At 62.3% G+C, this 17,450-nt stretch carries 21 protein-coding genes and 1 tRNA gene; 16 read left to right on the plus strand and 6 right to left on the minus strand.

Translation table 11 applies throughout. The features are described 5' to 3' along the window. Positions 1–946, plus strand: a 946-nt coding sequence (locus HMPREF2736_RS11620; RefSeq protein ID WP_070829939.1) for a DUF418 domain-containing protein, incomplete at its 5' end; no start/stop codon positions are given. Here HMPREF2736_RS11620 and HMPREF2736_RS11625 read toward each other — a convergent pair. Next, positions 918–2,051 carry an SLC13 family permease gene (locus HMPREF2736_RS11625; protein WP_070829960.1) on the minus strand — a complete coding sequence of 378 codons (1,134 nt, stop codon included), beginning with the start codon at positions 2,049–2,051 and terminating at the stop codon, positions 918–920. The genes HMPREF2736_RS11620 and HMPREF2736_RS11625 overlap by 29 nt on opposite strands. 208 nt (positions 2,052–2,259) lie before the next feature. Here HMPREF2736_RS11625 and HMPREF2736_RS11630 point away from each other — a divergent pair, with 208 nt between their 5' ends. The 7 genes from HMPREF2736_RS11630 (at position 2,260) to HMPREF2736_RS11660 (ending at position 7,190) form a co-directional block, all read left to right on the plus strand. After that, the gene (locus HMPREF2736_RS11630; RefSeq protein ID WP_070421427.1) at positions 2,260–2,532 is read left to right on the plus strand and encodes a type B 50S ribosomal protein L31; all 273 of its coding nucleotides are present in this window, start codon (positions 2,260–2,262) and stop codon (positions 2,530–2,532) included. Between the two features lie 21 nt (positions 2,533–2,553). Next, a complete protein-coding gene (rpmF, locus tag HMPREF2736_RS11635; protein WP_070421426.1) occupies positions 2,554–2,727 on the plus strand; it encodes a 50S ribosomal protein L32 in 174 nt (57 codons plus the stop codon). A 106-nt stretch (positions 2,728–2,833) separates the two neighbouring features. Then, positions 2,834–3,532: a response regulator transcription factor gene (locus HMPREF2736_RS11640; protein ID WP_070421425.1), complete on the plus strand. Its 699-nt coding sequence runs from the start codon at positions 2,834–2,836 to the stop codon at positions 3,530–3,532. Continuing rightward, complete coding sequence (locus HMPREF2736_RS11645) at positions 3,532–4,995, plus strand: HAMP domain-containing sensor histidine kinase (RefSeq protein ID WP_070451742.1); 1,464 nt, start codon at positions 3,532–3,534, stop codon at positions 4,993–4,995. The genes HMPREF2736_RS11640 and HMPREF2736_RS11645 overlap by 1 nt, the downstream gene beginning before the upstream one ends. A gap of 89 nt (positions 4,996–5,084) precedes the next feature. Then, complete coding sequence (locus HMPREF2736_RS11650; protein WP_083323080.1) at positions 5,085–6,338, plus strand: S1C family serine protease; 1,254 nt, start codon at positions 5,085–5,087, stop codon at positions 6,336–6,338. A 59-nt stretch (positions 6,339–6,397) separates the two neighbouring features. Continuing rightward, positions 6,398–6,973, plus strand: a complete 576-nt coding sequence (locus HMPREF2736_RS11655; RefSeq protein ID WP_070421423.1) for a MogA/MoaB family molybdenum cofactor biosynthesis protein — start codon at positions 6,398–6,400, stop codon at positions 6,971–6,973. Positions 6,974–6,983: 10 nt separating this feature from the next. After that, entirely contained in the window at positions 6,984–7,190 is a 207-nt protein-coding gene (locus HMPREF2736_RS11660) for a hypothetical protein (protein ID WP_224212929.1), read from the plus strand. On the opposite strand, the gene mscL is transcribed toward HMPREF2736_RS11660, so the two are convergent. From mscL to HMPREF2736_RS11675, 3 genes are read right to left on the minus strand one after another with little or no spacing between them, the layout of a single operon-like run. Further along, positions 7,187–7,609, minus strand: a complete 423-nt coding sequence (mscL, locus tag HMPREF2736_RS11665; RefSeq protein WP_070421421.1) for a large conductance mechanosensitive channel protein MscL — start codon at positions 7,607–7,609, stop codon at positions 7,187–7,189. The genes HMPREF2736_RS11660 and mscL overlap by 4 nt on opposite strands. 1 nt (position 7,610) lies before the next feature. Next, positions 7,611–8,237 carry an SAF domain-containing protein gene (locus HMPREF2736_RS11670; RefSeq protein ID WP_070820443.1) on the minus strand — a complete coding sequence of 209 codons (627 nt, stop codon included), beginning with the start codon at positions 8,235–8,237 and terminating at the stop codon, positions 7,611–7,613. 35 nt (positions 8,238–8,272) lie between these two features. Continuing rightward, positions 8,273–8,866 (minus strand): 5-formyltetrahydrofolate cyclo-ligase, encoded by a 594-nt coding sequence (locus tag HMPREF2736_RS11675; RefSeq protein ID WP_070829941.1) that lies wholly within the window; start codon positions 8,864–8,866, stop codon positions 8,273–8,275. Between the two features lie 57 nt (positions 8,867–8,923). On the opposite strand from HMPREF2736_RS11675, the gene HMPREF2736_RS11680 reads away from it, so the two are divergent. From HMPREF2736_RS11680 to HMPREF2736_RS11705, 6 genes are all read left to right on the plus strand, one after another. Further along, a complete protein-coding gene (locus tag HMPREF2736_RS11680) occupies positions 8,924–9,898 on the plus strand; it encodes a UTP--glucose-1-phosphate uridylyltransferase (protein WP_070421418.1) in 975 nt (324 codons plus the stop codon). Positions 9,899–9,922: 24 nt separating this feature from the next. Next, positions 9,923–11,233, plus strand: a complete 1,311-nt coding sequence (gene glp / locus HMPREF2736_RS11685; protein WP_070421417.1) for a molybdotransferase-like divisome protein Glp — start codon at positions 9,923–9,925, stop codon at positions 11,231–11,233. Positions 11,234–11,243: 10 nt separating this feature from the next. Further along, entirely contained in the window at positions 11,244–11,882 is a 639-nt protein-coding gene (locus HMPREF2736_RS11690) for a GNAT family N-acetyltransferase (protein ID WP_070829962.1), read from the plus strand. A gap of 138 nt (positions 11,883–12,020) precedes the next feature. Continuing rightward, positions 12,021–13,274: a divisome protein SepX/GlpR gene (gene glpR / locus HMPREF2736_RS11695; RefSeq protein WP_141761656.1), complete on the plus strand. Its 1,254-nt coding sequence runs from the start codon at positions 12,021–12,023 to the stop codon at positions 13,272–13,274. Positions 13,275–13,349: 75 nt separating this feature from the next. Beyond that, a tRNA-Ala gene (locus HMPREF2736_RS11700) sits at positions 13,350–13,422 on the plus strand. Between the two features lie 43 nt (positions 13,423–13,465). After that, positions 13,466–14,077 (plus strand): cation efflux transmembrane domain-containing protein, encoded by a 612-nt coding sequence (locus HMPREF2736_RS11705; RefSeq protein ID WP_070829946.1) that lies wholly within the window; start codon positions 13,466–13,468, stop codon positions 14,075–14,077. On the opposite strand, the gene HMPREF2736_RS11710 is transcribed toward HMPREF2736_RS11705, so the two are convergent. Continuing rightward, a complete protein-coding gene (locus HMPREF2736_RS11710; RefSeq protein ID WP_246822165.1) occupies positions 14,074–14,703 on the minus strand; it encodes a DNA-3-methyladenine glycosylase I in 630 nt (209 codons plus the stop codon). The two genes, HMPREF2736_RS11705 and HMPREF2736_RS11710, sit on opposite strands and share 4 nt — an antisense overlap. Positions 14,704–14,755: 52 nt before the next feature. Between HMPREF2736_RS11710 and HMPREF2736_RS11715 the strand changes: the two genes are divergently transcribed. Next, positions 14,756–15,163 (plus strand): DoxX family protein, encoded by a 408-nt coding sequence (locus tag HMPREF2736_RS11715; RefSeq protein ID WP_070421414.1) that lies wholly within the window; start codon positions 14,756–14,758, stop codon positions 15,161–15,163. Beyond that, a complete protein-coding gene (locus tag HMPREF2736_RS11720; RefSeq protein WP_070483668.1) occupies positions 15,156–15,791 on the plus strand; it encodes a zf-HC2 domain-containing protein in 636 nt (211 codons plus the stop codon). Before HMPREF2736_RS11715 ends, HMPREF2736_RS11720 begins: the two co-directional genes overlap by 8 nt. On the opposite strand, the gene HMPREF2736_RS11725 is transcribed toward HMPREF2736_RS11720, so the two are convergent. Continuing rightward, positions 15,792–17,423, minus strand: a complete 1,632-nt coding sequence (locus HMPREF2736_RS11725) for a dolichyl-phosphate-mannose--protein mannosyltransferase (RefSeq protein WP_371326422.1) — start codon at positions 17,421–17,423, stop codon at positions 15,792–15,794. Positions 17,424–17,450: the final 27 nt, after the last annotated feature.

Genomic DNA, 17,450 nt, shown 5'->3' on the forward strand with positions numbered 1-17,450 from the left:
AACGCCGCAGGTCAGCGCGTACAGATGGGTGTACTACTGGCGCGCAATCTTGCTTGTGGCCGAAGGGCTACTGAACTACATCTTCATCTTTGAGTTTGATGTGTTGATGGGCTACGGCCTGACCGCCCTTGCGGTGGCGCCGATTATTGCGCGCAGCGAGCGCGTGCAAAAGGTATGGATGTGGCTGGCGCTGAGCGCACATGTCCTTGTCATGTTGCTGTTCTCCGTGGGCACCTATCTGCTTAACAGTATTCCGCTCGACGAGATCGAGGGTGGCGAGGATATCCCCACGTTTGACCAGTCGTTTGCGCTCTACACCGCAACCGACAGCTATCCGGCGATGGTGCAGGCGCGTATCGACGACTTCTTCGGCGGCAGGTTCGAAATCCCAATCATGTTCGTGATGGGCATCGGTGTGTTTCTCCTCGCGGCCAGGTTGTACCGCGCTGGATTGTTCCAACCCGCCGGGGCGGGGTTGCGTCGCAAAGTAATGCTCGTCGGCCTTGGTGTTGGTATCCCGCTGGACTGGGGGCTGCGCTTGTTTGCCACCGGCGCATCTGCTTCGTTGACGCGCTACGTCACCTCGACGGTAGTGGCGTTCGGTGTCCTCGCGCTCATCGCGGCCTTCTACATCCGCCGCGACAACACGCTTGGTGTGGTGGGAACCGGTTTGGCTGCAGTCGGTCGCACCGCGCTGACGTGCTACATCCTGCAGAATGTGCTCGCCTCTGTGGTGTTCTACGACTTCGGGTTTGGTCTAGCCCGGTACGTAGAGGGGCCTGCCGGCACCTTGCTCGTGTGTGGGGTTTATCTCGCGTTGTGTGCGCTGCTTGTTGCCTTCAGCATGTTGTGGCTGAAGCGCTTCCAGCGGGGACCGTTTGAAATTGTCATGCACCGGGCTGTCGACATGGTTGCGGCTAAGCAACGGCAAGCAGTGCAGCGGTAGCGGCAATGACGGTAACTGGTGCCAGGAGTAGGCCCCACAGGATGAAACCGCGCCACGGTACTGGGGCCTTTGCGCGGCGGAGTTGATCTGCCCACAGCAGTGTGGCGAGCGATGCCCATGGGGTGATCACCGGGCCGACATTGACGCCGATCAGGAGAGCCAGCACGCTGGCCGGATCGCTGACTGCAGGTTCGAGCATCAAAAACGCAGGGATGTTGTTGATCGCGTTCGCTGTGGTCGCGCCAGCAGCTGCAATTGCTAAGGGGTGTGTGCCGGCGAGTTGCTGCACGGCGGACGAAATATCGCTGATCTGCAGGGCCAGTGTCGCCACCGCGGAGAAGGCAGTGGCAAGGCTGAGCGCCGACCACGGGATGAGTGGAGTAATGCCGTCGCTCCGTCCGGTCGGGCCCACCGCACACCACATTGCGATGGCGGCGACGGTGCTCGTCAGCCAGTAGGGGATCGGGCTGAGGAGTGCGAGGACGGTGACGCCCAGCACCGCAAGGGCGCCCGTTGGGCGGGGGAGGATCGATAACGCTTCGGGCATAGGCTCGCCGGCTGCGCTGCGGTATATCGCCCGGGCCGCGTAGGACGCTGCCACTGCCACTGCCACTGCCACGGCTGCAGGGGCGGCGGCGAGTTTCACGTATTCACCGGTGGTGGAAAACGCGTCGCCGCCCACCGCCAGCAAATTCGTCAAGTTGGAAACCGGCAAAGGCATGGACGCAAAGTTGGCAATCCACACCACGGAAAGCGCCACCGCCGGCACCGGGAGGCGGAAGCGGGAGGCGAGTTGCACCGCCAGCGGGGTCAGCATGATCGCAGTGGTGTCGAGTGAGAGGAACGCCGTTGCGGCGACACACAGTGCGAGAAACCCCGCCAGAACGATCTCTCTGCGTGACGTCGTGCGCTGCAACGCGCCAACCAGCCACTCGAAGGTGTGCACACGAGCAGCGAGATTGACGACGACAGACATGCCGGCCGCGAAACCGAGTACTGGAACAAGCCGAAGGGCAACTTCAGTGGCGTCGTTCAGGGACACTGCGGCGAGCACGGCGAGACTGGCGATTGCTGCCAGCGGCAAAGAAAACGAGGAAAGATTCATGGCGGGGTTGAGGGTAAGTGGTGGATGAGCAGGGCGGAGGTCGTCGATAAGCAAGTTGCAATGATTAGGTCGCAGCGTAAGTGAGCTGTATGCTATTTCGAGTTGTCCGGCAACCGTCGGATGAAAAGACCATTTCGCACCCAACTCGGGCACGATCCTTAATGTAAGGAACCGACCCGTAGTTCAATCCTGAGGGAGACGAATACTAATGAGGAAAGACATTCACCCGGATTACCACCCGGTGATTTTCCAGGACGCGAACACGGGCCACAAGTTCCTGACGCGCTCCACCCTGACTTCCGCACGCACCGAGCAGTGGGAGGACGGCAACGAGTACCCGCTCATCGTGGTTGACGTGACCGCAGAGTCTCACCCGTTCTGGACTGGCGCTCAGCGTCTCATGGACACCGCTGGCCGTGTTGAGAAGTTCAACCAGCGTTTCGGTGGCATGGCACGCCGCAAGAAGAAGTCCGCTAACTAAAGGGCGTAAAGGAGCACAATCATGGCAACCCCTAAGTTCAAGATGTCCCGCGCTAACACGCGCATGCGCCGTTCCCAGTGGAAGGCCAACAACCCTGACTTGGTCAACGTCAAGATCGACGGCCGCGAGGTGCAGATCCCGCGTCGTCTGGTCAAGGCAGCTCAGGCTGGCCTGATCGACGTCGAGCAGTTCTAAGCTTCCGCAAGGTAAAACTCGCGCAAAAATACCGGGTTCCCACAGGTGGGGCCCGGTTTTTTAATGCCGTTTTCACTCTTAGAGGAAAATAAGTCATAATATCCGCATGAAAATTCTCGTTGCCGATGACGAACAGGCTGTGCGCGAGTCACTGCGTAGGTCGCTTCGTTTCAACGGATACGACGTAGTCCTCGCCGTAGATGGTGAGGATGCGCTCGACCAGATCCGGTTAGAACAGCCGGATCTGACCATTTTGGACCTTATGATGCCAAAGCTTGACGGCCTCGGTGTCTGCCGTACGCTGCGTTCTTCGGGCTACGATGGCCCGATTCTTATGCTGACGGCGCGCGATGGTGTCGCGGACCGTGTGGCTGGCCTCGACGCTGGTGCGGACGACTACCTGCCCAAGCCGTTCGCGCTTGAGGAGCTGCTGGCGCGTGTCGGCTCGCTGCTGCGTCGCTCCCGTGCGGAGTCGCGCCACAGTGAGCAGAAGGATTCGACCACGCTGAAGTTCGAGGACCTGACCATGGACACCTCGACGCGTGACGTGTTCCGCGATGGCCGACCGATCTCGCTGACTCGTACGGAGTTTGCGTTGCTGCACCTGCTGATGCAGAACCCGCGCCACGTATTGGCCCGTCAGACCATTCTTGAGGAAGTGTGGGGCTACGACTTCCCAACCTCGGGCAACGCCCTGGAGGTTTACATCGGTTACTTGCGTCGTAAGACTGAGGCTGGCGGTGAATCTCGCCTTATCCATACTGTGCGTGGTGTGGGTTACGTGCTTCGGGAGACTGCTCCGTGATGTTGCGCGTCGCGTCTGGCGATGCCTATGAGACCCGCCTCGGGGCAGGTCATTCCTTGCGCCTGAAATTGGCGGTGCTGTCGGGCTTCATTGTCGCTGCCGCAGTTGGGTTAACGACGATGCTTGGCATGTGGCTGTCTACCAAAACCCACGAAGGCGTGTTGGATACTGAGCTGCGGAGCAAGACGTTGGGGATGGCTCGCCAGCTCGACGGGGCCTCGGAAGATCAGATCCGCTCTGAAATTGCGGCGTTTCGGCGATCAAACCCGTTGACAAGCATTGCGGTTTCAGGGGCAGACTCGAACCTGTTCTTGGGGGATCCGGTATCAATTTCAGGGCCGTATTTGCGTACGGAGAGCGGCGATTCGGTATCCGTGCGCTCAGTCAACGGTAAGCGTGTTGTTGTGCGCCAAACACCGGATGGGATGGTGGTTGCCGCATCTCGGACAGAGGACCCGTACGGTCGCATCTCTGGAAGCCGGGCGGCGGCAGCGCTGGTGGTTATCGGTGTCGGCAGCCTGGTGGCGTGGATTTCTGGTGCGTTCATTTCGGCGGTGGGCTTGACTCCGGTGCGCAGGCTGCACCGTGAGTTGGACAACGCTAACGAGTCGAGTGGGCCGCGTGAACTTCCGGTGGAGGGCGACGACGAATTTGCGGAGGTGACCTCTTCGATCAACGCCTTGGTGAGGTCGTTGGAGGAGTCCAAGAAGCGTCAGGCGCAACTGGTGGCGGATGCGGGCCATGAGCTCAAGACGCCGTTGACATCGATGCGCACCAACATTGAGTTGTTGATGATGTTGCATAACTCGGGCCGCCAAGACCAGATTTCGGCCGAGGACCGGGCCGATCTGGAACGTGATGTGCTTGCCCAGATGGAAGAGATGTCGATTCTGATCGGCGACCTGGTGGACCTTTCTCGCGACGAGTCGCATGAGACCGAGCCGGAGGATTTCCGCCTCGACGAGGTGCTCGAAGAGGCGCTGGACCGTGTGCGTCGTCGTCGCCCCGATGTGACGTTCTTGTTCCACGCCGACCCGTGGGTCATTCGTGGTGATCGTTTTGCCATGGGACGTGCGCCGATCAACTTGATCGATAATGCTGCGAAGTGGTCGCCGGAGGGTGGTGCAGTGCGTGTGTCGCTTAAGGCGGCGAAGCGCAACGCGGTGCTTATTGTCGACGACTCGGGCCCCGGCATCCCACCCGAGGAGCGCGAGAAAGTCTTTGAACGGTTCTACCGTTCCCCGGAGTCGCGCGCTATGCCGGGTTCTGGCCTGGGATTGGCGATTGTGAAACAGGTGATGGACCGCCACGGTGCGACAATCGTGGCGGAAGAGTCGGATGACGGTGGCGCCCGTTTCCGGGTGGTGTTCCCGGGACGTCCTCCGGAGGACGAGACGGCTGAAGATCTTGTAGTTGAAGACGAGAACGAGACCCGCGTCATCCCGAAGAAAAGCTACAGCTAAACCCGTACAGAAAATGTACAGAAAACACTACGTTTCGTTTGGTGAGGTCGCAAGCGCCGCCACAGCGCGGTAGGGCATACTCGCAATCCATGAGCAATACGCGCGATTTCGGAGAGCAACCCAACGATGAAACCTCGAGCTTTCCGCACCAGACAACTGAAAACTACGACCAGGCACCGTATGTGCCAAGCGGTGGCGTGTACACGGTTCCGCCGCAATCCCAGGCTCCGAAGCGTCGCGCAGGCGTAGGAACCGCCTTTGCGGTTGCGTTGGTGACCGCCCTCGCGGCCGGTGCCGGTGCGGGTTACGTTGCGGGGTCGGCGGGATCGTCGCAAAGCGCAGATGCTCCGAGTGGAGAGCAGGCGCAAGAAAACGCCCTGGAGAATCCCTCTGTGTCGAATGCCGCGGAGGCACCAGATGGATCGGTAGAGAAGGTGGCGGCGCAGGTGCTGCCGTCGGTGGTGTCCATTGAGGTGGCCACGCGCTCTGGTGGGGCGGAGGGATCCGGCTCCATCATTTCCTCTGATGGGTATGTGCTGACCAACCACCATGTGATTGCCGCAGGTGCGCAGCCGGGGACCGAAATTCAAGTCACGCTCAACGATGGTTCTCGCCACCGCGCGCAGTATGTTGCCTCCGATGTGAACACCGACATTGGCGTGCTCAAGATCGAGGGCGTAGACAACTTGCCGGTGGTGCAGTTCGGCAATTCTAACGACCTGCGCGTGGGCCAGCAGGTCGTGGCGGTCGGCTCGCCGTTGGGTCTGTCTGCGACGGTGACCTCAGGTATCGTCTCTGCGCTCAACCGACCGGTGCGCGCGAGCCAGGGTGGCGGCGAGAGCTCGCTGATGGACGGCATCCAGACGGATGCGGCGATCAACCCCGGTAACTCGGGCGGCCCGTTGGTGGATATGAACGGCAACCTGATCGGTATGAACTCGGCGATTGCGTCGCTGTCCCAGAGCAGCTTTGGCGGAGAGAGCTCCGGCGGTTCGATCGGTCTTGGGTTCTCCATTCCGTCGAACTTTGCCAAGCGAGTGGCGGACCAGCTGATCCGTAATGGTGAGGCGACGCAACCGATGCTGGGTGTGCAGGTCAGCATCGCCCAGGCCATCACTGGCGGCGCTGTGGTTGCCGCGGTGGAACCTGGCAGTCCTGCGGAGCAGGCTGGTCTGAAGCCGGGGGATGTGATCACGCGGTTGAATGACCGACTTATAGATTCAGCCGACGCGTTGATTGCCGCTACCCGTTCGCAGGACTTTGGCCAGACAGTGACGCTGCAAGTGGAGCGTCAAGGAGAAGGTGAGCCGATTCCGGTAGAGGTGACCCTCAGCACAGAGTAAGTTCTTTAGAGACTTGCAATATTTTCTCACCGCGCTGACGGACGGGAGCCCGTTTTACGATGACTGAACTGTATGACTCGGTTGATCTTGCTGATCTGGACATGAACGAGCCGGACGATGCAACCCTTCGTGCCTCTGAGCTGGAGCAGGCTGCGCCGGAATCGCCGCGTGCCATTGTTGTGTTGGTGGGGGATCGTCGATACGACGCCCCCGGCGATAACACCGACAAGATGGTGGTGGAGCTCCTTAGCGAGTTCAATTACCGGGTTGACGGTGTGGTGCGGGTGAAGTCGAAGAAGTCCGATATCCGCAAGGCGATTGAGACCGGTGTCGTCGGTGGTGTGGACTTGGTGCTCACGCTCGGTGGTACGGGTGTTGGTCCGCGCGATAAGACGCCGGAGGCGACGCGCGGCATCATCGATAAGGTGGTGCCGGGGGTGAGCCAGGCGATTCGGGCGTCGGGGCAGGCGTGTGGCGCGGTTGATGCGTGCACCTCCCGCGGCATTTGCGGTGTATCCGGCTCTACGGTGGTGGTGAACCTGGCGTCGAGCCGTCAGGCGATTCGCGATGGCGTATCGACGATTGCCCCGCTGGTCACCCACCTCATCGGCGAACTCAACCAGTACTCGGTGTAGATAGCGCGCGGTGACAGTGCAGATGGAACGCAAGAGAAGAAGAGTCGTGCGTCGTGCGGATGTGGATTACGACCGCACGGCGGATAAGGCGCCGTCGCAACAACGCAAAAGCCCGGCGTTCGACGGCGAGCGCGAAGTGCTACTCGATGACGAAGAGCCGGGCTTGACTGGCCGCGCCTTCTACGAAGAGCAGCGGCCGCCGCATCACGGGGATTAGTTCAGCGGCTTCTGGGTGGAGTTCGGGTTCTGGTTGGACAGCAGGTCGCGGATTTCCGCGAGCAGCTCGGTCTCGGTCGGAGCCGGCTCCTCTGGGTCGACGCCCTTGTGACGCTTCTGTGCCTCGTCGAGCTTGTTCATCGGCATGACCAGCAGGAAGTAGATCACTGCAGCGATGAGCAGGAAGTTGATGATTGCGGTGATCAGTGCACCGAAGTCAACGAAGGTAGCCTCGTTGCCCTCACGGACGAAGAAGCCGAGGCCGGAGTAGTCCACGCCGCCGAGGGCTGCGAGGAACGGGTTGATGATGGAATCGGAAAATGCGGTGACGACAGCGGTGAAAGCTGCACCAATCACAACGCCAACGGCAAGGTCAATGACGTTGCCGCGCATGATGAAATCTTTAAAACCTTGAAGCATGTTAGGGAATACTAGGCGGTTGTATATGACGACTCAAAAGTAAGGTCAATGGGCCATCCAACGAGGCTGCAGCAACGGCTTCTGCTTGAGACTGCCGAAATAGCACAAGAACTGTACCTTTCTCACCTGAAGTAACCACGCGCCCGCCAGTCGCGACAGTGCGCGGCCCTTGTGCGATCACGTCCACCCGTGCACCGTGATGCAGCAGCGGAATGATGTCTGATTCCGCGACCGGAACCGGCACCAGAGAGAACTCTTCGCCGGGTGGTTCCTCCGCAACCAAGGTTGCGGTGAGATCCGGTCCGACAAGGCGTGTGGAGGTCAACACCTCACCAGCTGATGCCGCCGCGGCAAGAAGTTGGCCCTCCGCCAGCGCGAGATCAGACAGTGCCCCCTGCGGTACTGCGTCAGCTGGAAGTCGCCGCAGGGCCACGTCCTCGCCGGTAAGCGTGGTGCCGGGCGCAACCTCACGGGCAAAGACAACCACCGCTGGATCATCGCGTGACACACCGACGATGACGTGCAACGCCGCGGCGATGACAAGAACCACCGCAACGATGCGGCGAATGATGACAGACCGGCGGTATCCGGGCGTGCGCAACTGTGCGAACTGTGCGTGAAGGTCCATAGGTATCTGACGGACCCTGCGCTACCCCGGTTCCCTCAGACCCTAAAAAATCCGCTTGGGGTGATGATGTAGTCCACGGGTTGGTCGTGGTCGTCGCAAGGCACGGCGTCCACGATGTCCGCGTCGTAGACCACCGCGGCCACCGGTACGTTGAGTCCTGCAAGCGCACGGTCGTAATAGCCTTTGCCTTTACCTAGGCGCATCCCGCCTCGGTCCACCGCGAGTGCCGGCGCGACGATCAACCCGCACGAGCGCAGCACCCGGGAGGTGAATCTCGCGCCGGTGGGCTCGACGACTCCGAGTGCACCGGCTGCACCGGCGTCGTCGGCTGCGGCTGGGGACCACGCCAGCTCGCCGCTGCTGAGCGAGATCGGCAAGAACACCGTGCGGGCGGGCCCGGTAAGACGTGTCGCGAAATCGGCTGGGCCCGGCTCAGTAGCCAACGGGTTGTAGGCCGCGATGTTGGTCCCCACCGCATTCGTCTCACGCAAACACGCCAGTGTGTGCGACACAATCGCGTCGTCAAGTGACTGCTTACGTGCAGTGTCTGCGGCTAATTCGCGCCGGGTGGAGAGGTGGGCTCGTCGCAAAGCATCTTTTGCATTGACGGCTGGTGTGGATTGAGACACGGAACTCCTTGGGTCGCTCACCGGGTTTACAGGGGCGTCAGGTTAAGCTCATGACTTATGCGGAATTCTACTGACCACACTGCTGCGGCCCCGGCTGCCACGGACGGCAACGCGTTTTCGCTGAAGACGGTTGTTGTTCCTGCTGCTGGTATGGGGACGCGTTTTTTGCCGGCGACGAAGACTGTGCCGAAGGAGTTGCTGCCGGTGGTGGACACTCCGGGCATTGAGTTGATCGCCCAGGAGGCTGCGGCCTGTGGTGCGCAGCGTTTGGCGGTGGTGGTGGCGCCGAATAAGGAAGAGATCATGCGCCACTTCGGTGACTTTGCCGAGTTGCAGGATCTCATGGTCGCGCGCGGCAAGGAAGAGCAGGCTGAAAAGGTTGCTCGTGCTGGCGAGCTGATTCAGGCTGTTGCGGTTGAGCAGGATCAGCCCCTCGGCCTGGGTCATGCTGTGGGGTGTGCGGAGCAGGCGCTTGACGACGACGAAGATGCCGTGGCCGTCATGTTGCCGGATGATCTTGTGCTGCCGATGGGGGTGATGGACAAGATGGTCGAAGTGCGCAATCGCCTCGGTGGGTCTGTGCTGTGCGCGTTTAACGTCTCGCGTGAAGAGGTGTTTAACTACGGCGTGTTTGATGTTGAGGATGCGGGGGAGTCCTTTGATGGCATCGAGGTGTTGAAGGTGCGTGGCATGGTGGAAAAGCCTGCTGTGGAGGATGCGCCGTCGACGCTTGTGGCTACTGGCCGGTATTTGTTGGATCGTGGCATTTTTGATGCGCTGCGTCGTATTACCCCGGGTAAGGGCGGCGAGCTGCAGTTAACTGATGCCATTGAGTTGATGATCTCTGAAGGCCACCCGGTGCATGTGGTGGTTCATGAGGGCAAGCGCCATGACCTGGGCAACCCGGGTGGTTATATTCCGGCGAATGTGGACTTTGGTCTGCACGACGAAAAGTACGGGCCGGCGTTGTACACGGCGTTGAAGAAGATCATCACCGAATACGAAGCAGAACACCCCGAACTGACAAACTAAGGCGAAAGTAAGGCGGGTACATCCATGCGCAGCGTTGAGGAGCAGCTTGCAGCAGTGATTGATGCTGCCGTCGCGCCGGAGCCCATCCGCGTCGCACTCACTGATGCCCTCGGGCTGCGGTGCGCGGAGGAAATCGCCGCCACCCGCCAGGTTCCCGGTTTTGCCCAGGCTGCCATCGACGGGTTTGCGGTTCGCGCCGTCGACGTCGGCGGTACCGCAGGTCTGCGCAGGCGACCAGCAGCTGGCGCCGAGGATGAGTCCGAAGCGGACGCCGAAGAGCAGAAGGCCCCACGCCCGGCGCCCGATCGTGCGCTGCCGGTCGTCGGTGAGGTGCCCGCCGGATCTCAGAAGCCGCTGCGCCTCCAACCACGCCAGGCGGTGCGTGTGGCCACAGGCGCGCCACTGCCCACCCTGGCTGATGCTGTGTTGCCGCTGGAGTGGACCGACCGCGGCCGCAAGCGCGTGACTCCGCTGCGCCCCGTGCGCACCGGTGACTTTGTGCGCAAGGCCGGCGACGATATCCAGCCCGGCGACGTTGCCGTGCGCCAGGGCACCATCTTCGGTCCCGCGCAGGTGGGGCTGGCTGCTGCGGCCGGTCGCGACAAGGTGCTCGTTTACCCGCGCCCGCGAGTGACGGTGATGAGCTACGGACTGGAACTCGTCGACTTGGAGCGCGACCCCGGTTTGGGTCAAGTCTTCGACATCGCTTCCTACGCTGTGGCTGCCGCTGCTGAAGAGGCTGGCGCTGAGGTGCAACGCGCGGGCATCATCAACGCGGAGCCGCGCCGCATGCGCGAGACCATCGCCGGTTACGTGGATAAGAGCGAGTGCATCATCATCACCGGCGCCGTCGGTGGCTCCGGTGCTGCGGCGATCCAGGAGATCCTGCGCGAGATGGGGCAGATCGACACCACCCGCGTTGCCATGCACCCTGGCTCCGTTCAGGGCTTCGGCGTGCTGGGGGAGGAGAGGATCCCAGTGTTCCTCTTGCCCTCGAACCCGGTGAGCGCTCTGGTGATTACGGAGACCATCGTCCGGCCACTCATCCGCCGTGCCCTCGGGGCGCCGACGATCACGCGTCAGACGGTGCGTGCGCGTTCGTTGCGTCCGATGGAGTCCATCGACGGTCGTCGGGGCTACATTCGCGCCCGCCTCATGCGAGACAGCGAGACCGGCGAGTACCTCGTGGAGCCGCTGAGCGTGCTCGACGCCGGCCCGACCCACTTGCTGGCTGGGTTTGCGGAGGCCAACGCCATGATCCACTTGCCAGAGGGTGCCACCCACGTGCGCCCGGGCGACGAGGTGGACGTCGAGTTCATCCGGCAGCGCAGCTAGCGTGTTTGCCATGTTTCGCCCGCCCACACCGGGCTGGCCAGAACCGACCCCTGCCGTCGGGTTGCCGGACGGTGCGCGTGTGCAGTTGCGTCCGCTGCGCGGTAGTGATGGGGCGGATTGGTGTGAGACGCGCGTCGTCGATAGGCAATGGCTCGCGCCTGTCGAGCCCACAGTGGACGGCACCTGGGAGGACGCCCACTCGCATGCAGCGTGGCGCAACTCGTGGCTCAACCTCAAACGCATGGCGCAGCAGGGCACGGTGGTGCCGATGGTCATCGAGGTCGACGGCGCGTTTGCCGGCCAAGTGACGTTGGGCAACATCCAGCACGGGATCGTCTCCGAATGCTGGATCGGCTACTGGGTGCATTCGCCATATATGGGGCGCGGGGTTGCGTCGGCGGCGTGTGCACTCGGCGTGGATCACGCCTTTGGGCGCGTGGGCCTGCACCGTGTGACGGCGACGTATCTGCCGGGCAATCCTGCCTCTGGCAAGGTGCTGCGCACCAACGGCTTTGTGGAGGAAGGCTATTTGCGACGCAACCTGCACATCGACGGGCAGTGGCGTGACCATCACTTCGTCGCCATCAATATCGACGACTATCCCACGACCGCGGTGCAACGGCTCCGCCGCGCGGGTCGGCTTGTCTAGGTGGTCTGGTTTTTGAATTCCTTTCCGCGACCACGGCGCGCCAACCCGCCGAGTGTCGGTTGTGCCGATACCGTGGCGTGAAGTGTCTATTGGGTGCATGTAGTTGCGGAAAGGTCTGTGATGGGCAGCTCGAGCTTATTGATCGTTTTGATCCTCATCGTGTGGGTGATCGTGCTCGCGCCGTTGGCGGTGGGGAATAACAAGCCGATTCGCCGCTCCGGTGAGGGCTACGAAGAGACGCGCGTGCTGCACAAAGGTGGCGACGCCCCCATGGCAACCCGCCGTCGCCCGAAGCTGACCCAGGCTGACATCCACCGCCACGACGACGCAGATGACGATTACGAGGTTGTCGAGGCTGTCGCCGAGGAGGAGCAGGTGCTTATCGACGACGCCCCGAACCTGCGCCTCTTCAAATCCGTACAGGCCGAAGACGCTGCCCAGGACGACAACACCGTCGATGGCGAAGTTATCGAGCACGTCGCCGACGAGGCTGACGCTGAATCCCAGGGCGAGGCTGCACCCGCCGAGTCTGAGGAATCTGTCGAGACCGCTGAATCTGCTGAGACCGCCAGTGTTGTCGCCGCAGAGGCTGGCGGCTCGACCGCAATCTCTGTGCTCGTCCAGAACGAAGAAGGCGCTGAACACACCGCTGAAGAAGCTGTCGAGGAAGACCTCTACGAGCTCGACGAGACGTACACCTCGCCGGCGGACCTGGGCTACGCCACCGCAGACACCGTCACAGATGCAGACACGGACACAGGCGCTGAGGCTGAGGTCGCTGACGCTGAAGGTGCGGAGGACGCAGAGGACAACGCGGACGATGTCGAGGCCGTCGACGCTGAGGATGCTGTGGACGCAGACACAGACGCTGAAGACGCGGCCGAAAACGATGTCGTCGACGAGGCAGACATCGCATTTGCGGCGTCGCGTCGTGGCCGCGGTGGCTACGACCCACAGCGCGAGCAGGCAGCCAAGGCCACGCGCCAACAGCGCCGCCAGCGCACGCTGCTCGGTCTGCTTGCAGCGTGTGTGATCACGTTTGTGGCCGCGTTCGTCGCCGGTGGCTGGGTGTGGGCGCTCAACATCGTCGCGCTTGGCCTGACCGCGTGGTACATGATCGCACTGCGCCACACCGTGCTGCAGGAGCGCGCACTGCACCAGCGTCGTCTCCGCCAGCTGCGTCGCGCGCGCCTGGGTGTCGCTCTGGGTGATGAGGCCAACTCGCGCGAGCGCGTTGCTCGTCGCTACTCGGGCTCGGTGATCCTGGATCTTGATGACGACAGCCCCGACTTCGACGCACTGCCCGTTTCTCGCTTCACTCCGCCAGAAGACGACCACGACCGGGCCGACTACCGCGATATCCGCGACCGCTTCGCTGCACGCGCCAGCTAGTGCTTATAACCAGGCGATTTAACCACATCGGGTTGCAGGAGTAACGTGGCAATCGCCTTCAAGAGGCGCCCTTGAGGGGCTATAGCTCAGTTGGTAGAGCGTCGCGTTCGCAATGCGAAGGTCAGGGGTTCGATTCCCCTTAGCTCCACTTTCCGCCCCGCACGATAGAACGATCGTGCGGGGCTTTCGCTATGGAAAGGATTGGTCACAGTGTCCGCGCAGTGCTCATCGTTGCGCTGCTAAACCTCGCGTACTTCTTCGTTGAGTTCGTCGCTGCGATATCGATTGGTTCCGCATCATTGTTTGCGGACTCGGCCGACTTCCTCGAAGACACCGCTATCAACCTGCTCGTGTTTGTTGCGGTTGCATGGCCTGCTTCGAGGCGACGCGCTGCCGGCAGTGTCCTCGCCGCCCTGATCTTGATCCCGGCGGTGGCAGCCGTGGTGACTGTGGTGGTCAAGATTTTGAACCCAGAGCCACCCTCACCGGAAGGGCTGACCGGTGTTGCGCTCGGCGCGCTGGCGGTCAACCTGATCTGTGCCGTGATCCTGCTGCGGCTGCGCGACGAAGGCTCGTCGCTTGCCACCGGCGCGTGGCTCGCGGCACGCAACGACGCGTTGGCCAACGTGCTCATCATCGTCGCGGGATTGCTGACCTTCGTGTGGCACACCGCGTGGTTCGACATCATCGTCGGCGCGATCATCGCCGCGGTGAACTTTTCGGCGGCGAAGGAAGTGTGGGAGGCCTCCCGCGAGGAGTACGACTCGGTCGAGGACGCCTTCGCCGAAATGGACGACGACTAGTCCCACACTCCGGATCTGCCACGCTTCCACGTGCCGATGAGGTTCGTGTCCAAGATGCCGGTGGACTCCATCAGCGCGTACATGGTCACCGGTCCCACGAAGGTGAACCCCCGCTTCTTCAAATCCTTGGCTAACTGCGCAGACTCGTCGGATTGTGTCGGGACTTCCGCCATCGTGCGCGGGGCAGGGGTTGTCTCCGGCTTGTAGGACCAGATGAACTCGCCCAGGTGCGTGCCCTCCTCGCGCAGGGCAAGTGTTGCCTTGGCGTTGGTCACGGCGGATTGGAGTTTGCGGCGGTTGCGGATCAAGGTGTCGTCGTCAAGCAAATGCTCAATGCTCATGCCCGCGACCACCTCCGGGTCGAAGTTTGCGAAGGCGTCGCGGAACGCATCGCGCTTTTGCAGGATCAACCGCCACGACAAGCCCACCTGGAAGCCCTCGAGGCAGACGCGTTCAAACATGCCCCGCTCGTCGCGTACGGGGTCGCCCCACTCTGCGTCGTAGTAGTCGCGCAGCAGGGGATCGGTTGCGGCCCATGGCGGGCGCGCACGGCCGTCTTCGCCGACGACGGGCCATCCTGCGGCGTCTGGAAGTTGGTCAGTTTCGTTCATCTTGTTTTCACTCATAACTATTGGACTCGTTTCTACCCCATTCGGTTCCACGGGTACGCTCATTGGCATGAATAGGCCTGCCGTACGTGACTTTGCGCTGCTCCTTTTGCGTCTTGTCCTCGGCACCGTATTTGTCGCCCGCGGGTTTCAACACTGGTTTGACACCGGCATGGCGCAAACCGGGCGCGATTTCGCGGCACTCGGGGTGCCGCAGCCACAACTGTCCGCATACCTGACTGGTACCGCTGAACTTATCGGTGGGGCGTTTTTGGCAGTGGGGCTGCTCACTACGATCGTCGCGTCGGTGCTGACGCTGCTCGTGCTCGCCGCGGGGTATTTCGTGCACCTGGATAACGGGTTCTTCGTGGAAAACGCCGGGATCGAGTACCCGCTGGTGCTAGCTGCGGCGTTGTTTATCATCATCGTGTTCGGCACCGGTCGTGCGAGTTTGGATGGGGTGTTAACGCGTGCTTAGCCACGAGGAAGTTCAGGCAGCGCTGTCTGCGCGTATCGACGGCGAACCGGCCGGTCTCGACGACGCCGTCGTCGACGCACACCTGGCGAGCTGTGATGAGTGCCAGGCCTTCCTCGACCAGGCCCTGGTGCTCTCCCATGAGTTCGTGCCGCAGGAGCGTCCCGCGATGGCCCCGCCGCAGGATCTGTCAGAGGTGATCCTGGCAAGCGTGGACGACGAATGGCGCAAGCTCTCGCAACGGCGCGCTTTCGGCCTTGCCATCGGGCGCACTCTGCTTTTCGCCATGGCGGTGGCGTGGGTGCTGTGGGCCATCAGCCTCATCGTTGCGGGTGGGGAAGAGCCGGTGGTGGCGTCTAGCGCGTCTGTACGCCTTGGTGTGGCGCTAGCGCTGGCGTTTACGGCGTGGAAGCCGCGTCAGATCCCGGGCGTGCTGCTGATCGTGGGGTCGATGTTCACCTTCACGGTCGGCTTCGCGGTGCGCGACGCGGTCCTTGGCGCGGGTGAGTTTGAACCCGCCGCGGTATTCATCCCGTTTGTCAGCGTGATCGCGCTGGTGTGGACGTGGTTCGCGGATCGCGGCGGGGAAGTGCGCCGGGCGTGGCGCATTCTCGGCGCCAACCCGTTGTAGTTACTTCCAGCTCGGCAGCCACATGAGGGATTCGTAGTAGGAATCCGGGATGCGCATGCCGTAGAAGATCGGGGACCAGTAGAAGAAGCTTGCCGCGACCAAGGCGATGTAGACCACGGCAGCGAGTTGGCCCCAGCGCATCTCAAAGCCTGCGACCTTGTTGACCCACCCCCACGTCACGGGTCTGCCCTTCTTCGCAAGGTTGCCCACCGCCAGCGCAAGCAGCACCGCCGTAAACGGCACGAGAGCAGTGGCGTAGAAGAAGTACATCTGGCGGTCGAATGCAGCCAGCCACGGGAGGAACCCGGCGGCGAAGGCGATCACCGGAACGATGACGCGGAAGTCCTTGCGGGTCAGCCAGACCCAGCACGCCCAGAGCAGGACTGGCACGGTGAGCCACCAGATGGCAGGGGTGCCGAACATGTAGATCATCTCGCGGCAGGTGCCATCGCCCGGGGCGACCTTGCACTCCAAGTCAGTGGCGGAGTAGTAGAGGATCGGGCGCGCAGAGACGAGCCATGCCCACGGCTTGGAGTCCCACGGGTGAGAGTGCCCACTCGAGGAGGTCAGGGATGCGTGGAAGTTCAGGACGGAGAAGTGGTAGTACAGCCAGCCAGCGACGGAATCGGGCAGGTTTGTCAGCCAGGGCCAGTCGGAGCCGGCGATGGTGCCGTCGGCAAGCGAGTGGCGGTACACAGAGGTCTCGGATGCGAACCAGGCGCGCCAGGACCAGATGTAGAGCAGCGCCGGGATGAGCACGATCGACGCCAGCGCCGCCGGCACGTCGCGCAGCAAGGTGCCTGCGACCGGTTTTTCCACGCCGTAGCGGCGGCGCAGGTAGAGGTCCCAGAACGACGACAGTAGGCCGAAGAACATGATGTAGTACAGGCCAGACCACTTCACCGACAGCGCAAGACCAAGCGCGATACCGGTGGCGAAGCGCCACCAGCGAAAGCCCATCCGCGGGCCGAACGGGCCAGTGCCATCCAACTTGCCTGCCAGCCAGGCGTCGTGCCAGCGGTGGTGCACCTCGCGCATATCGCCGGCGAGCGTCCAGGCAGCAATGACGATGAACAACACCTGGAAGATATCCAGCATGCCGAATTTGGCGGCGACGAGCAGGACGCCGTCGAAAAGCGCGATGATGCCCGCGATCACACCGATGGAGGTGGACTGGCTTATGCGCCGTGCGAGGAGGAATACGAACACGACCACTGCGGTGCCGAACAGGGCAGTCATGATGCGCCAGCCCAGTGGGGTGTAGCCGAAGATGGTTTCGCCCATCGCTAGCAATTGTTTGCCCAGCGGCGGGTGCACGACCAGGCCGTAGCCCGGGTTCGACTCAATGCCGCCGAGTACCGGGTTGAAGGAGCTGCGCACCATGTCCCAACCCTGCGGCACGTAGTGCTTCTCGTCGAAGACCGGGGTGCCGGAACTGGTTGGCTGGGTCAGCCCCAGGAACCTGGTAAACAGCGCGAGGACACCGATCACGCTGGCGGCGATGGTGTCGCGGCGCGTCCACGGCACCGATACGGGTGCGGTGGGGGCCGGTCGGCTCGGGCGGACTTTGCGCGCCGCGCCTGGTTCGTCTGACGCCGGGGTGGCGTTGGAAGTGCTCGCGATAGTGGTCACGGACGAAGATACTAGCGCCTGACGCGT

The organism is Corynebacterium sp. HMSC036E10, from assembly GCF_001836265.1.
GTDB lineage: Bacteria > Actinomycetota > Actinomycetes > Mycobacteriales > Mycobacteriaceae > Corynebacterium > Corynebacterium coyleae.

Bases quoted from the DNA above. Each gene is read 5' to 3' on its own strand.
- HMPREF2736_RS11625 (WP_070829960.1), bottom strand. From the start codon at position 2,051: ATGAATCTTTCCTCGTTTTCTTTGCCGCTGGCAGCAATCGCCAGTCTC.
- HMPREF2736_RS11630 (WP_070421427.1), top strand. From the start codon at position 2,260: ATGAGGAAAGACATTCACCCGGATTACCACCCGGTGATTTTCCAGGAC.
- rpmF (WP_070421426.1), top strand. From the start codon at position 2,554: ATGGCAACCCCTAAGTTCAAGATGTCCCGCGCTAACACGCGCATGCGC.
- HMPREF2736_RS11640 (WP_070421425.1), top strand. From the start codon at position 2,834: ATGAAAATTCTCGTTGCCGATGACGAACAGGCTGTGCGCGAGTCACTG.
- HMPREF2736_RS11645 (WP_070451742.1), top strand. From the start codon at position 3,532: ATGTTGCGCGTCGCGTCTGGCGATGCCTATGAGACCCGCCTCGGGGCA.
- HMPREF2736_RS11650 (WP_083323080.1), top strand. From the start codon at position 5,085: ATGAGCAATACGCGCGATTTCGGAGAGCAACCCAACGATGAAACCTCG.
- HMPREF2736_RS11655 (WP_070421423.1), top strand. From the start codon at position 6,398: ATGACTGAACTGTATGACTCGGTTGATCTTGCTGATCTGGACATGAAC.
- mscL (WP_070421421.1), bottom strand. From the start codon at position 7,609: ATGCTTCAAGGTTTTAAAGATTTCATCATGCGCGGCAACGTCATTGAC.
- HMPREF2736_RS11670 (WP_070820443.1), bottom strand. From the start codon at position 8,237: ATGGACCTTCACGCACAGTTCGCACAGTTGCGCACGCCCGGATACCGC.
- HMPREF2736_RS11680 (WP_070421418.1), top strand. From the start codon at position 8,924: ATGCGGAATTCTACTGACCACACTGCTGCGGCCCCGGCTGCCACGGAC.
- glp (WP_070421417.1), top strand. From the start codon at position 9,923: ATGCGCAGCGTTGAGGAGCAGCTTGCAGCAGTGATTGATGCTGCCGTC.
- HMPREF2736_RS11690 (WP_070829962.1), top strand. From the start codon at position 11,244: ATGTTTCGCCCGCCCACACCGGGCTGGCCAGAACCGACCCCTGCCGTC.
- HMPREF2736_RS11705 (WP_070829946.1), top strand. From the start codon at position 13,466: ATGGAAAGGATTGGTCACAGTGTCCGCGCAGTGCTCATCGTTGCGCTG.
- HMPREF2736_RS11710 (WP_246822165.1), bottom strand. From the start codon at position 14,703: ATGAGTGAAAACAAGATGAACGAAACTGACCAACTTCCAGACGCCGCA.
- HMPREF2736_RS11715 (WP_070421414.1), top strand. From the start codon at position 14,756: ATGAATAGGCCTGCCGTACGTGACTTTGCGCTGCTCCTTTTGCGTCTT.